11 protein-coding genes are annotated in these 15,453 nt (G+C 33.9%); 7 read left to right on the top strand and 4 right to left on the bottom strand.

The window, feature by feature from the left end; translation table 11 throughout:
* Positions 1-3: 3 nt before the first annotated feature.
* Together NNH57_RS20155 and NNH57_RS20150 are read right to left on the bottom strand one after the other, a co-directional pair.
* Complete coding sequence (locus NNH57_RS20155) at positions 4-1,395, bottom strand: peptide MFS transporter (protein WP_074409532.1); 1,392 nt, start codon at positions 1,393-1,395, stop codon at positions 4-6.
* 17 nt (positions 1,396-1,412) lie between these two features.
* Positions 1,413-3,584, bottom strand: coding sequence for a S9 family peptidase (locus NNH57_RS20150; protein ID WP_074409531.1), 2,172 nt, complete (start codon positions 3,582-3,584; stop codon positions 1,413-1,415).
* Between the two features lie 383 nt (positions 3,585-3,967).
* Between NNH57_RS20150 and NNH57_RS20145 the strand changes: the two genes are divergently transcribed.
* From NNH57_RS20145 to NNH57_RS20120, 6 genes are all read left to right on the top strand, one after another.
* The gene (locus NNH57_RS20145) at positions 3,968-5,284 is read left to right on the top strand and encodes a hydroxymethylglutaryl-CoA reductase, degradative (protein ID WP_108807958.1); all 1,317 of its coding nucleotides are present in this window, start codon (positions 3,968-3,970) and stop codon (positions 5,282-5,284) included.
* Between the two features lies 1 nt (position 5,285).
* Positions 5,286-6,209, top strand: a complete 924-nt coding sequence (locus tag NNH57_RS20140) for a GYDIA family GHMP kinase (protein WP_108807959.1) — start codon at positions 5,286-5,288, stop codon at positions 6,207-6,209.
* Between the two features lie 253 nt (positions 6,210-6,462).
* The gene (locus NNH57_RS20135; protein ID WP_074409529.1) at positions 6,463-7,122 is read left to right on the top strand and encodes an ArsR/SmtB family transcription factor; all 660 of its coding nucleotides are present in this window, start codon (positions 6,463-6,465) and stop codon (positions 7,120-7,122) included.
* A 13-nt stretch (positions 7,123-7,135) separates the two neighbouring features.
* The gene (locus NNH57_RS20130) at positions 7,136-8,251 is read left to right on the top strand and encodes an MBL fold metallo-hydrolase (protein ID WP_108807960.1); all 1,116 of its coding nucleotides are present in this window, start codon (positions 7,136-7,138) and stop codon (positions 8,249-8,251) included.
* Positions 8,211-9,485 (top strand): MFS transporter, encoded by a 1,275-nt coding sequence (locus NNH57_RS20125; RefSeq protein WP_243721240.1) that lies wholly within the window; start codon positions 8,211-8,213, stop codon positions 9,483-9,485. Before NNH57_RS20130 ends, NNH57_RS20125 begins: the two co-directional genes overlap by 41 nt.
* Before the next feature lies 1 nt (position 9,486).
* Entirely contained in the window at positions 9,487-10,632 is a 1,146-nt protein-coding gene (locus NNH57_RS20120; RefSeq protein WP_108807961.1) for a cysteine desulfurase family protein, read from the top strand.
* 113 nt (positions 10,633-10,745) lie between these two features.
* Here NNH57_RS20120 and odhB read toward each other — a convergent pair whose 3' ends face one another.
* Both odhB and NNH57_RS20110 read right to left on the bottom strand, forming a co-directional pair.
* Entirely contained in the window at positions 10,746-11,966 is a 1,221-nt protein-coding gene (gene odhB, locus NNH57_RS20115) for a 2-oxoglutarate dehydrogenase complex dihydrolipoyllysine-residue succinyltransferase (protein WP_108807962.1), read from the bottom strand.
* Between the two features lie 70 nt (positions 11,967-12,036).
* Positions 12,037-14,811, bottom strand: coding sequence for a 2-oxoglutarate dehydrogenase E1 component (locus tag NNH57_RS20110; protein WP_074409524.1), 2,775 nt, complete (start codon positions 14,809-14,811; stop codon positions 12,037-12,039).
* A gap of 114 nt (positions 14,812-14,925) precedes the next feature.
* On the opposite strand from NNH57_RS20110, the gene NNH57_RS20105 reads away from it, so the two are divergent.
* Positions 14,926-15,450: a hypothetical protein gene (locus NNH57_RS20105; RefSeq protein ID WP_074409523.1), complete on the top strand. Its 525-nt coding sequence runs from the start codon at positions 14,926-14,928 to the stop codon at positions 15,448-15,450.
* Positions 15,451-15,453: the final 3 nt, after the last annotated feature.

The following is a 15,453-nucleotide window of genomic DNA, read 5'->3' as shown; positions in this document are numbered from 1 at the left end:
ATTTTATGAGTTATCTGCTAATTCAAAACCTTCAGCTTCTTCATGTAAAGTTCCTTCTTTATCTTCAACACCATGTGTTAGAACTTCTAATTTTTTTCTAAAAACCATAACGAGTAATCCAAAGATCACACAAAAAACGGCTATTCCAGTAAAGATGGTAAACTCTCCAAGGTTTTCTGCAGATTCTCCTAATAAACCAGCCAGTTTATTTCCGAAGCCTGTCATTGCAAAATATACCCCCATCATTAATGCTCCATATTTAACTGGAGCCAATTTTGTAATAAACGACAATGCCACAGGCGATATACATAGTTCTCCAATAGTATGAAACAAATATGCTAATACTAACCAATACATTGCAGAAGATCCATCAGAGTTAAACTCCATAGACGCAGCTGTCATGAAAAAGAATCCTGTACCCATAATAATAAGCCCGAGAATCATCTTAAATAAAGAACTCGAAACTTTTCCTTTTAGTTTTCTATTCGCCCAGTACCAAGCGATTGTGGTTCCTAAGAAAATTATAAACATGGCATTTAGAGATTGAAACCATGAAGCTGGAACTTCCCATCCCATTAACATTCTATTTGTTTTTTCTTTGGCATAGATATTCATTAATCCTCCTGCCTGCTCAAAAGCTCCCCAAAAAACGATCACTAAAAGAAATGAAATAAACAAGACAACAATTCTATCTTTTTCGATCTTAGTTAATGGTTTTTTCATAGCCTCTTTATCTTCTTCTTTTTCAGAAGCTCCTAAAAAGTTACCTACGTCTGCAAGGTATTTTTGTCCCAATAAGTATTGTAATAATCCCAATGCCATTCCTATTCCTGCAAGGCCAAAACCGTAATGCCATCCATGTACTTCTCCTACATATCCTACGATTAAACTTGACAAAAATGCACCAACATTAATTCCTATATAAAAAATAGTAAATCCTTTATCTCTTCGTATATCTCCTTGTTTATACAAACCACCAACCATGGTTGAAATATTAGGTTTTAGCATTCCTACTCCTGCTATAATTAATCCAAGACCAGAATACCAGGCCCACATTTCTTCAACAGCCAAAATACTATGCCCTGCAACCAGTAAAATCCCTCCTACTAAGACTGATTTTTTTTGCCCCAAAAATTTATCTGCAATCCATCCACCAGGAATTGATGCTACATAAACCAACATCGTATACCATCCATACAGTGCCAAAGCTTCTCCAGATGACCAGCCTAAACCTGCATTTTCATCCACGGTTTTAGCTGTTAGATATAACACAAAAATTGCTCTCATACCATAGTATGAAAAACGTTCCCACATTTCTGTAAAAAATAAAATGTATAATCCCACCGGATGCCCAAAAAGCTCTTTCTGATGAGCTGCTTTAACTGTATTTGCCATTACGTTTGTTTAATTAATTATAAGTTGTTTTTAATGAAGTTAGTCATCTTATTGAATAAATGTAATCTAGTATTACCACCGTAAATTCCATGGTTTTTATCGGGATAAATTGCCCAATCAAAATCTTTATTTGCCTGAATCAATGCTTCAACCAATTGCATTGTATTTTGAACATGCACATTATCATCTGCACTACCATGTACTAATAAGAATTTTCCTTTTAATCCATTCACAAAATTAATAGGCGAATTATCGTCATATCCTTTCGCATTCTCCTGAGGAGTCATCAAATATCGTTCCGTATAAATGGTATCATAAAATCTCCAACTTGTAACTGGCGCTACAGCAATTGCCATTTTAAAGGTATCCGGAGCTTTAAATAAACAATTACTAGACATAAAGCCTCCGTAACTCCATCCCCAAATCCCAATTCGGGATGCATCAATATATTCTAATCCTCCAAAATACTTAGCAGCAGCAATCTGATCCTGAACCTCTAGATTTCCTAGATCATTTTGAGTAGCTTTTTTAAACTTAGCACCTTTTAAGCCAGTTCCTTTACCATCAACACAAACAACAATATATCCCTGTTGCGCCAACATCATATACCAATAATCATTTGCTCTATGCCATGAATTTTTTACCGATTGAGATCCTGGTCCAGAATATTGATACATAAACAATGGATACTTCTTTTTTGGGTCAAAATCTTTGGGCTTGATCATCCAGGTATTTAATTGTTCTCCATTAACTTCTATTGTAGAAAACTCCTTTGGTCTTACATCGTATTTTGCCAGTTTCTCTAACAGCCCTTTATTGTTCTTGATTTCACGAACAACTTTTCCTGTCTTGCCATCATTTAATGAATATTCATAAGGAGTAGTCGCATTAGAAAAGTAATTAATATATAAACTAAAATCTGCACTAAAGTCTGCGTCATTAGTTCCATCTTTTTGACTTAATCGCTTTTTATCTTTTCCATCCAAAGTAACACTATAAATATCTCTATTGATACTTCCGTTCTCTACACTTTGATAGTATATAGTTTTATTCTTTTTATTATAACCATAATAACTAGTTACTTCCCAAGGTCCTTTTGTAACCTGATTTACCAATTCACCAGTTGCTGCATGATGATATATATGATTATACCCATCTTTTTCGCTAGTCCATATAAAGCTATTATCGTCTAAGAATGTAAGATTATCTGTAATATCTATATAAGCATCATCTTTTTCATTAAGTACAACTTTTGCAGCTTTGGTCTTAGCATCTACAAAAATTAAATCCAGATTATTTTGATGTCTGTTCATTACCTGTACACTCAAAATATCTGGATTTGCTGTCCATTCTATTCTAGGGATATAAAAATCTTTATAATCGCCTAGTTTAATTTGATCTAATGCCATTGCACTAATATCTGCTACAAACAAGGAGACTTTTGCATTCTTCTCTCCTGCTTTAGGGTATTTAAAAACTTCTTGTTTTTGATATAAATCTTTACCATAAACATCCATAGAAAACTCAGGCACTTCTCTTTCATCAAATCGTAAAAAAGCAATCTTGTTACTATCGGCACTCCAATCAAAGGCTCTAACAAAAGAAAATTCTTCTTCATACACCCAATCTGTAATCCCGTTAATAATTTCATTTTTCTTACCATCATCGGTTAATTGTACCTCCTTACCGGTTACAAAATTTAGCATATAAATATTATTATCCAGAACGTATGCTATCTTATTTCCATCTGGTGATAACATAGGGGATTGTATTTTTTTATCGCTAACTTTAAAAATACCTTTAGAAGGAACATCATAAATATGATAAATCCCTTTTGAAGAACGACGATATATCTGTTCTAGCTCACTCGAAAGTAAAACTCTATTTTCATCTTTACTAAAAGAATATCCTTGAAACGTAGATAGATCATCTATAGAAGCAGTACTTATTAAGGTTCTTACTTTCTCACCAGTTTCGTATGAATACACTTCAATATTAATTGCTTCAGAAGCTGCATCCTTTTCTATGACCGAATATTCAGTTCCATTTTTCATAGAATGTAATGATTGCAACCCTTCTGTTCTGAAAGTCCCTCCCCAGATTTCCTGTAGAGTAAAAGCTTTGTCTTGTGCTGATGCTACAAGACCTATAAAAATCGTAATTGTAAAAAACAATTTTGTAATTTTCATATGATATAATTTTTAAAAATTGTTGACGCCAAGAATACTAAAAAATCCGTGAAAAATACAACAATTGCTGTTAAATACAATAAAATCATAAAATCATAGGTGTTTTTTTTAGCATATTATCAATAACACCTAAAGTTTTGCCAGCTTATTTCACTATTCACAAACCATATATTTACATTTTTATCAATCAACTCAAAACTCATAAAACAATCATTTACACCTGTTTATTGCCTAAAACAGTAATCTTAAAAAAAATTCTATTTCTCAATTCATACCTCAATCAACATATCAAGAATAATGTTTTAGATATATCTAAAATCATTTAGCTATGTGTATGATAAAACAGAATAGTATATTTGAAGCCACCAATAATAACAAACATAATGGCACCTGTAGTTTCTGGGTTTTCTAAACTCTCTAAAGCTGATAAAATCAAATGGTTAGCAAAACACCATTTTAATGACGATCAAAATGCAGTAGACACTTTAGTTACCTATTGGAATTCTGATGACGGGCTTCAACAGCTTCATGATGAATTCACCGAAAACACGATCTCTAATTATTACCTACCTTTTTCGGTAGCGCCAAATTTTCTTATTAATAATAAGCGCTATACCCTGCCCATGACTATCGAAGAAAGTTCTGTGGTTGCCGCAGCAAGTAAAGCTGCTAAATTTTGGCAAACACGGGGTGGTTTTAAAGCCGAAGTACTATCAACTATAAAAGTTGGACAGGTACATTTTACATATGCCGGAAAATCTGAAAAACTACAGCAATTTTTTTCTATAATTAAACCTAAGTTATTAGCGTCTGTGTCCCATATGACTAAAAATATGGAAAAACGAGGTGGTGGAGTAATTGACATAGAGCTTAGAGATAAAACCACAGAAATTGATAACTACTATCAATTGCATTGTACTTTTGAGACTGTAGATGCTATGGGAGCAAATTTTATTAACTCCTGCCTGGAACAGTTTGCGAAAACAATGATTACAGAGGCGAAAGAATACCATAGTTTTTCTGATACAGAAAAAGATATTGAGATTATTATGAGTATTCTCTCTAATTATGTCCCACAGTGTTTGGTAAAAGCTTCTGTATCTTGCGACATTAATGATTTACCTAGTACACCATCACTTTCTTCTTTGCAATATGCCAACAAATTTGTAAGAGCAGTGCGCATTGCCGAGGTTGAACCCTACCGTGCAGTAACACACAACAAAGGGATTATGAATGGTATCGATGCAGTAGTATTAGCAACAGGAAATGATTTTAGAGCAATAGAAGCAGGAGCACACGCTTATGCATCGAGAAATGGTAAATATACAAGCCTTACTCATGCCGAAATACAAAATGACATTTTAACTTTCTCTATTAAATTACCTCTTGCACTAGGTACTGTTGGCGGCTTAACTTCTCTTCATCCTTTAGTAAAATTAGCATTGCAGCTTCTCGAAAAACCTAATGCCAAAAAACTTATGGAAATAACAGCTGTGGCAGGGCTCGCCCAAAATTTTGCAGCCATAAATTCACTAATCACTACAGGAATACAACAAGGGCATATGAAAATGCATTTGATGAATATCCTAAATCAATTTAAAGCCACAGAAGACGAAAAAAAACAACTTATAAAATATTTTGAAACAAATGCTGTTACCCATAGTGAAGTAGTAACACAGATTGAAAAACTAAGGGCTTAAAATGAAAAAATCCTTTTATAGTCATGGTAAATTATTGCTTACAGCCGAATATTTGGTATTAGATGGAGCATGCGCTCTAGCGATACCTACCAAAAAAGGGCAATGGTTACTAATTGAAGAAAGTGATTCTTCTCAAATGCTATGGAAAAGCTTTGATGAAGAAGGACATTGTTGGTTTGAGACTAATCTAATCCTAGAAGACAATACTTTTAAACAAACTCAGGATACTAGTGAAGAAAATAACATTGCTACTACTCTCATTGATATTCTTAACGTCGCAAAAGAATTAAATCCTAATTTTCTTCCCTCTGGAAAAGGATATCGTATAGAAAGCAGATTAGAGTTTCATAAGGAATGGGGACTTGGATCTTCTTCTACTTTAATTAATAACATTGCACAATGGGCAAAAGTAAATGCATTTACTTTACTTGAAAAAAGCTTTGGAGGCAGTGGGTATGATATTGCATGTGCGCAGCATGATTCTCCTATTCTATACAAACGCAATGAAGGCAATCCTACAGTAAAAGCTGCTAGTTTCGACCCTCCTTTTAAGGAAAATATTTTTTTTATTTATTTAAACCAAAAGCAGGATAGTAAAGCTTCTATTAAACATTATCAGGCATTACCATTAAAAGATTTTGATAATGCCGAAGTAGCAATAAACGAAATTACGTCTAAAATATTGGATTGTTCTACTCTAGATGAGTTTAATACACTACTAGATTTACATGAAGAAATTATTTCTAAAATTATTAAAGCTCCCACTGTAAAGTCTACCTTATTTCCTGATTATCCGGATAGTATTAAAAGCCTCGGCGGCTGGGGAGGAGATTTTGTTTTGGTTACCGGAAATTCTTCAGAAATGGAATACTTTAAGAAAAAAGGATACCATACGATACTTCCTTATGCCGAAATGATTTTATAATTACAGTTAAAATAGAGAATCATAGAGTACCCAAAATACATTAACACGTTCTCTCGATGAAATCATTTTATTAAGTCAATTGCCCTTTAGTGATCGATCCAATTATCTCTCAACAGTTTTGCAGACACTAGTATAAAACTCACATTAACACCTTTTTTTTTAATGAGTTATAATCTTATGAGCATCAAAAAATGTATTAAAAATTTGTTTTAATTCAATTATTCAATATATTTGTTGAATAATTGAATTTATAATGAATAAACAAGAATTTAAAAACAGTATTTATCAGGAAATTGCTAATGTGGCAAAAGCCTTAGCAAATCCTTATAGACTTCGAATCCTTAATCTTATATCTCAAGACGATTATTCTGTAGAACAAATTGCAGACGAGGTAGGAATATCAATCGCCAATGCTTCACAGCATCTACAAGTACTTAAAAAAGTAAAACTTCTTAAAACCACAAAGAGTGGGCATTATGTAATTTACTCCTTATCTAATAAAAATGTATATACACTCTGGAACTCTCTACAAAGTTTTAGCTTACAAAACAGTCTAGAAATACAGGCAACTATACAAAACTTTAAACAAGAGAAATTTGCATCGGTATCTTCGATCAACATCGATGAAATATTGGCCAGCACCAATCTTGATGATTTATATTTTTTAGATGTTCGACCTGAAAAAGAATTTAAAAAAGAAGCAATTGCAAATGCAAAATCCATACCGATAGAATCTCTCAAAGACAACATAGCTCAACTCCCAAAAAACCAGCAAATAATAGTGTATTGCAGAGGTCCTTTATGTGTTTTTGCAGATGAAGCAGTTCAATATCTTCAAGAAAAGGGTTATGATGCAATTCGCCTTCAGGAAGAAGTTCTAGAATGGAAACAAAAAGGATTACCAGTTAATTAAAATAAAGAGTACTATGAATTTGAAAAATACAAAAACGATCAAAGTAGCAGATCTCAGAACTTTATTAGAAAACAAGGTTCCTATTCAAATTTTAGATGTAAGACCTAAAGAAGAACGCGAAGAATGGAAAATTCCTGAGAGTGATTTTGTAGATGTCTATACGCAACTAAAAGCAGGAGAAAAAAATCTATTTTCAGGAATTAATTTTTCAAAAGACACACCAGTTGTAACCGTTTGTGGTGCAGGTAAAACTAGTTTAATAGCTGCAAAACAACTTCAAGAAAGAGGTATAAAAGCATACTCTTTAGAAGGTGGAATGCGCGAATGGACAACCGCATGGAATACAGCACAAACAAAGGACAGTAGAGAAACAACAATCATTCAAATTCGTAGAACAGGAAAAGGTTGCCTATCCTATATCCTAGAAAATAATGGAGAAGCAATTATCATTGATGCCTCTATAGATGCTAAGGTTTATACCAATATCGCTGAACAAAATAATTGGAAAATAAAATATGTTATAGATACTCATATCCACGCAGATCATTTCTCGAGAGGAAAACAGCTAGCAGAGAAATCCAATGCTATTTTATTACTTCCCGATCAAAATATAGTAACATATAAGTTCGAGCCAATTACAGATGGCACTATTCTCAACTTCGGCAATGCTAAGCTTGAAGCAATCCATACCCCTGGACATACACATGAAAGTTATTCTTACTTAGTAAATAATGAATCCTTATTCTCTGGAGACACATTATTTACAACAGGTGTCGGAAGACCAGACTTAAAAGCTACAAAAGAAATCGCAAAGCGAAAGGCCAGTTTACTATATCAATCATTACAAAAATTAGTTACACTTCAAAACTCGCTTATTGTTTACCCTGGTCATATTAGTCACCCTGTTTCATTTGATAATAACATGGTATGTAGTAGTCTCGAAGACATAAATAACAATGTGAATGTATTACAACTTAATGAAGAAGATTTTATTGATAGCCTACTGCAAAAAATTCCTGAAACTCCGCCAAATTATGAAGAAATCGTAAAGCTAAATATAAAAGGAAGTGCAAAAGGAACAGATTTAATTGAACTGGAAGCAGGTGCAAATCGTTGCGCCATTTCTTAATCTTCTTTTTCAACAAGTTAATTATAACCAAATGGAAGAAAAAAACATACAACTAGGGCTGAAAGAAAACTGGAGGCAATTTACACTTTTGTTGATTGTAAATGCTTTTGTTGGAGGAATGGTAGGATTAGAACGTACTATACTTCCAAAATTAGCAGAAGAAGAATTCTCAATTATTGCCACCTCTACAGTATTATCATTTATAATTGTTTTTGGAGCCGTAAAAGCCTTTACCAATTATTTTACAGGAGTATTAGCAAATAGTATAGGACGTAAAAATCTATTGATTATCGGATGGCTAATAGCTATTCCTATTCCGTTTATCTTAATCCATGCTCAACATTGGAACTGGATTATTTTTGCCAACGTATTGTTAGGAGTTAATCAAGGATTAACCTGGTCTAGTACCGTAGTAATGAAAATCGACTTAGTAGGAGAAAAACACCGTGGGTTAGCCATGGGGCTTAATGAGTCTTTTGGATATTTTTCTATTGCTCTTGTTGCATTTACTACAGGATGGATCGCTTCTGAATATGGTTTACGCCCGTATCCATTTTATCAGGGTATTGGTTTTGTTGTATTGGGTTTATTGATTAGCATTTTTTTTATAAAAGATACCGCAAAACACGTTGCAGCAGAAACAAAAATAAATGACATAAAACCTCTTAAAAACATTTTTTGGGACACTACATGGAAAGACAATAATTTAGGATCTATCTCACAAGCAGGGTTTATTAACAACCTAAACGATGGAATGATCTGGGGAGTACTTCCAATTATCCTGGCCAATAGAGGTTTTGGTTTAAAAAATATCGCAATCATTGTTGCTGTATATCCTGCTATATGGGGAATCGGACAACTAGTAACCGGAAAACTATCTGATCACTACAATAAAAAAATGATGCTATTTATAGGAATGGCATTACAAGGCATAGCATTAATTTTAATGTTTTGGGCAACATCTTTAATCCAATTCCTTACACTCTCATCGATCTTGGGAGCAGGAACAGCCATTGTATATCCAACTTTTTTATCTGCTATTGCAAGTTTTACACACCCTAAACAAAGAGCTCAAAGTATTGGAGTTTTTAGGTTATGGAGAGATTTAGGGTATGCTTTTGGTGCATTATTAACAATAAGTATGGCTCAATTTTTTGAAGTAGATATTACAATAATTACAATAGGAGTATTAACCATAATATCATCAATCATTATTAAAACAAGGATGACCTAATATGAACACACCATTTATATATTTAGACTACAACGCTTCTACACCAATCGATCCTAGAGTGGTAGATATAATGTTTCCTTTTTTAACTAATCATTATGGAAACCCTTCTAGTATTAATACCCAAGGAATAAAAGCCAAAGAAGCTATCGAAAAAGCTCGTAAACAAGTAGCAAATCTTATAGGAGCCGCTCCCCAAGAAATTATATTCACCAGTGGTGGAACAGAATCAAATAACTATGCAATCATCGGTGCAGCATTGGCCCATAAAACAAAAGGAAACCATATTATCACATCATCAATAGAACATCCTGCTGTACTAGAAGTCTGCAAACACCTAGAAAACCAAGGATTCAAAATTACTTATGTAGATGTTGATAAAAACGGAATTGTTGATATTAATCAAATTGAAAAAGCAATATCACCAGAAACTATTTTAATTTCTATTATGCATGCCAATAATGAAATTGGCAGCATACAACCAACACAGGAAATAGGTGAAATCGCAAAGAAACACAATGTTATTTTTCATACAGATGCTGCACAATCTATAGGCAAAGTGATAACTAACGTTGCCGATCTAAATGTCGATTTATTAACCATTGCTGGTCACAAATTTTATGCTCCAAAAGGTATTGGGGCATTATATATCAAAAACGGAACCTCTTTGCAAAAATTAATGCATGGCGCAAGTCATGAATTTAACAAACGGCCAGGAACCGAAAATACGATGTATATAGCAGGTTTAGGAAAAGCTTCTGAAATTGCTTATCAAGAATTTGAAATAAACACAACACAAATGCAAATAATGAGAAATTATTTGCTAGAACAATTAAACAGCCTAAATCTGGATACCATTATAAATGGAGATTTACAAAAAACTTTACCCAATACTCTCAATATTAGTTTTAGAAATATTGATGCGAATGCGGTTATATTCAGCATAAGAAATGAAATAGCTCTATCTGCGGGTTCAGCCTGTCATTCTGGTGCAACTAATCTATCTAACATACTCAAATCAACTTTATCTGATTATGAATACGCCAAAGGGACATTTCGGTTTTCGGTAGGTAAAAACACTACCAAACAAGAAATCGATCGTGCAGTACATATTCTTTCTAAAGCTTTTACAAAGCATCAAACTATATAGAAAAAAAGCAATACTCTACAAATTAAGCCATAGATTCTTATTTTAATTTCCAAAAACAAAAGCGCCTCAGCTATATAGTTGAGGCGCTTTTGTTTTATACTAAAAATGCTTTATTATAACTCTAAAGCTTTAGTCACATTATTATCCATTAGTAATTCTTCTGGGTTCTCTAATGCTTCTTTTACCGCTACAAGGAATCCTACAGATTCTTTACCATCGATAATTCTATGATCATAAGATAATGCCACATACATGATAGGTGCTACTACAATTTGTCCATCTCTTACAATTGGACGCTCTACAATATTATGCATCCCTAAGATAGCACTCTGTGGAGGATTAATAATTGGTGTAGATAACATACTACCAAAAACTCCACCATTAGTAATAGTAAAAGTTCCTCCTGTCATTTCATCAACAGTAATCTGACCATCACGTGCTCGAATTGCTAATCGTTTCACTTCTGATTCTACTCCTCTGAAACTTAGGTTTTCTGCATTACGAATTACAGGTACCATTAGTCCTTTAGGGCCAGAAACCGCAATACTAATATCCTGAAAATCATAAGAGATCATCTCTTTACCATCAATCATCGAGTTTACAGATGGGTACATCTTTAACGCTCGTACACAGGCAAGAGTAAAGAAAGACATGAATCCTAAGCTTACTCCATGCTTACTTTTAAATGTTTCTTTATACTGACTACGAAGGTTAAAAATAGGTTGCATATCCACTTCGTTAAACGTGGTTAGCATAGCTGTTTCATTTTTAACTGAAACCAAACGTTCTGCTACTTTACGACGAAGCATTGATAATTTATGACGCGACTCTCCCCTACTTCCTAGTCCAGGAGTTCCCAATGCTGGTTTTGCATCTAATGCATCAGCTTTAGTAATACGCCCGTCTCTGCCTGTTCCTTTTACCTGACTAGCATCTATACCTTTCTCCGTAAGTACTTTTTTAGCTGCAGGAGAAGCGGTTCCTGTAGCATATGTTTCTGTCTTAGCAGGAGTTGCCGGAGTTTCTTCTTTTTTCTCCTCTACTTTTGGAGTTTCTTTAGCAGGAGCTGATTTAGCAGCACTACCTTCTGGTTTGGCCGCTTCTGTATCAATAAGACATACTACTTGACCTACTGCTACCGCATCACCTTCTTCTGCCATAAGTGTGATAACTCCACTTACCTCAGCGGGTAATTCTAAAGTTGCTTTATCACTGTCTACTTCGGCAATTGCCTGATCTTTTTCGACATAATCACCAGTCTCAACAAGCCATTGAGCTATTTCTACTTCTGTAATAGATTCTCCCGGTGATGGGACTTTCATTTCTAAAGCCATAATTCTGAATTTATCCTTTGTATAATTTCCTTCGGAAACTTTTAACTATACTTACTTATTTACTAAATTTTTATCTTCTTTGATTATTTTTTGTTTTATCAAACACGTAATCAATTACTTGTTGATGTCTTCTCTTAGATCTGGTTGCACTACCTGCTGCAGGAGCTCCATATGATCTTCTACTTGCAAATCTAAATGTTTTTGCTTCATCATAATTCATTAACATATGACTTAACGCACCCATATTGCGTGGTTCTTCTTGTGCCCAAACCACCTCATCTGCTTTATATTTTTTGATTATAGCATCCATCTCTGCCACTGGCAAAGGAAATAATTGCTCTATTCGTACCAAAGCAATATCTTTTCTTTCTAGTTTCTCTTTTTCTTCTAATAAGTCATAATAGAATTTACCAGTACAAAAAACCAGTGTTTCTACAGCTGTAGCTTTTGCATCCGGGTCATCTAATAGTGTTTGAAACTTACCATTGACAAATTCATCTACAGAAGAATGTACTTTAGGATGACGTAATAAACTCTTTGGCGTAAATACAATTAAAGGTTTACGGTATTTTGCTTTCATTTGTCTACGTAGTAAATGAAACAAATTAGCAGGTGTTGTTACATCGGCAACAAACATATTGTCTTTTGCACAAAGTTGAAGATATCGTTCCATACGAGCCGAAGAGTGTTCTGCCCCCTGCCCTTCGTAACCATGTGGTAATAACATCACCAAACCGTTTTGTAATTTCCACTTATCCTCTGCAGAAGAAATATATTGATCCAACATAATCTGTGCACCATTACTGAAATCTCCAAATTGCGCTTCCCAGATCGTTAAAGTCTTTGGACTTGCCATGGCATATCCATAATCAAATCCTACTACTCCATATTCTGACAATAATGAATTATAGATATAAAAATCTGACTGATCACCGTTTAGATTATTTAGCAGCACTACCTCTTCTTCACTGTCTTCTACTTTGATAACAGCATGTCTATGCGAGAATGTTCCTCTTTCTACATCTTGCCCACTCATTCTCACATCGTACCCTTCTTTTAACAAAGAACCATAAGCTAATAGTTCTCCCATTGCCCAGTCTAATTGGTCTGTTTCAAAGAATCTTTTATGTCGGTCATTTACTATTTTTTCTATTTTACGAAGAAACTTTTTATCCGAAGGAAGCTTGGTAATAACTTCTGCTATTTCTGTAAGTTTATCTTTTGGATAAGTAGTATCAACTACTTCCATCATTTTATCTTCTTGTACTCTTTCAAAACCAGCCCATTCATCCTGCATAAATGGAGTTATCGCAGTTTTTTCCAGCTTACGAGAATCCTCTAACTCTTCTTCGAGGGATGCTTTATATTCTTTTTCAAGTTTAGCAACATAATCCTTATCTATAATACCTTCAGAAATCAATTTTTCTGCATAAATATCTCTTGGATTTTTGTGCTTAGCAATAGCTTTATATAACTTAGGCTGAGTAAAGCGTGGTTCGTCTCCTTCATTATGACCATATTTACGATATCCAAGTAAATCTATAAATACGTCACGACCAAAATTCATTCTGAAATCTAATGCAAAATTAGTTGCATGAACAACTGCTTCTGCATCATCTGCATTTACATGTAAAACAGGTGATAGGGTAACTTTACCAACATCGGTACAATACGTTGATGAACGTGCATCCAAATAGTTAGTCGTAAACCCAATTTGATTGTTCACTATTATATGTATAGTTCCTCCGGTTTTATATCCATCTAGCTGAGCCATTTGAACAATTTCATAGACAAGTCCTTGTCCAGCTACAGCTGCGTCTCCATGAACCACTATAGGTAACACCTGAGAAATATTTTCTTTATAATGTGTATCTTGTTTTGCTCTGGTTATTCCTTCTACCACGGCACCTACTGTTTCAAGATGTGATGGATTAGGAGCAATATTCATATTAATTGCTTTTCCAGAATCTGATTCTCGTTTAGAGGTCCAACCCAAATGATATTTTACATCCCCATCAAATATTGCCTCCTCGTAGTCTTTTCCATCAAATTCGCTAAAGATATCTTTTGGACTTTTTCCAAAAATATTTGTAAGTGTACTTAAACGACCACGGTGAGCCATACCCATTACAAATTCTTTTACTCCCAGATTAGCTGCCTTTTCTACCAATGCATCTAAAGCAGGAATAAGAGATTCTCCTCCTTCGAGAGAGAATCGTTTTTGGCCAACATACTTAGTATGTAAAAAGCTTTCGAATGAAACTGCCTGATTTAATTTTCTAAGGATATGTTTCTTTTGATCTACAGAAAACTTAGTTCTATTGGTATTAAAATTAACCCGAGCCTGTATCCACTCTCGTTCTTCTGGGTCACGAATATACATATATTCGATACCAACAGAATCACAATATATTTGTTCTAGGTGAACAATAATATTACTTAATGTATTGGGACCTATCCCAATAATTTCTCCTGCATTAAAAACTGTATTAAGATCAACTTGACTTAATCCAAAATTTTCTAAAGACAATGTTGGGATATATTTTCTTCGCTCTCTTACAGGATTTGTTTTGGTAAACAAATGCCCTCGAGTTCTATATCCGTCTATTAATCGAACTACCTGAAATTCTTTTTGAACATTTTGGGGAATAGCAACAGTTTCTCCTGGTGCTTGATCAACATACATAGTTTCTTCTGAACCATTAGCATTTTCTACTCCAAAATCAAATCCTTGAAAAAATGCTCTCCAACTAGGTTCTACACTATCAGGATTCTGTATATATTGATCATATAAATCTGCAAAAAATGCGGTATTAGCCGCATTTAAAAATGAATATTTATCCATATGTAAGTATTCAACTGTCTTTTAAATAATAAAACGCCACAAAAATACAATAATTACGGTATATTAGGTATCGAATTATTTATATTTATATTATAATTTTTCATAAAATTAACAATGAAAGTAAATGTTCATCAAAATATTAAAATCCTTGTCTTAGTTCTTTCAATTTTATTTTCCTTACAAAAAAGTTATTCTCAAAACGATGGTTTTTGGTCCAATGTTAGTTTTGGAGGCAATCTGGGAATTGGTTTTGGTAATGATACTTTTAGTGGGGTAATCGAACCATCAGTACTATATAATTTTAATGAACAATTTGCTGCCGGAATGGGTGTTAGTTTTGGATATATCGAATCTAACAATTTTACAGCGACCAATTACGGAGGAAGTGTACTTGCTTTTTATAGCCCAATACGAGAAATCCGACTCTCACTTGAGTTTCAGGAAATGGGAGTTTCGAGAACTCTTGAAATTGAAAACGCACAAGACCTGAAAGAAAATTATTGGTATCCGTCGCTATTCATTGGTGGTGGTTACCGTATAGGTAATGTAAGTGTTGGTATTCGTTATGACCTCCTTTATGACAGTGATAAAAGTATCTACGGAAGCGCCTACACCCCATTTATTAGTGTGTTTTTCTAAAAA

Origin of the sequence: Aquimarina spinulae (genome assembly GCF_943373825.1) — a bacterium.
GTDB lineage: Bacteria > Bacteroidota > Bacteroidia > Flavobacteriales > Flavobacteriaceae > Aquimarina > Aquimarina spinulae.
Note: the sequence above shows the minus strand (reverse complement) of the source record. Positions and strands in the feature narration are given on the sequence as shown.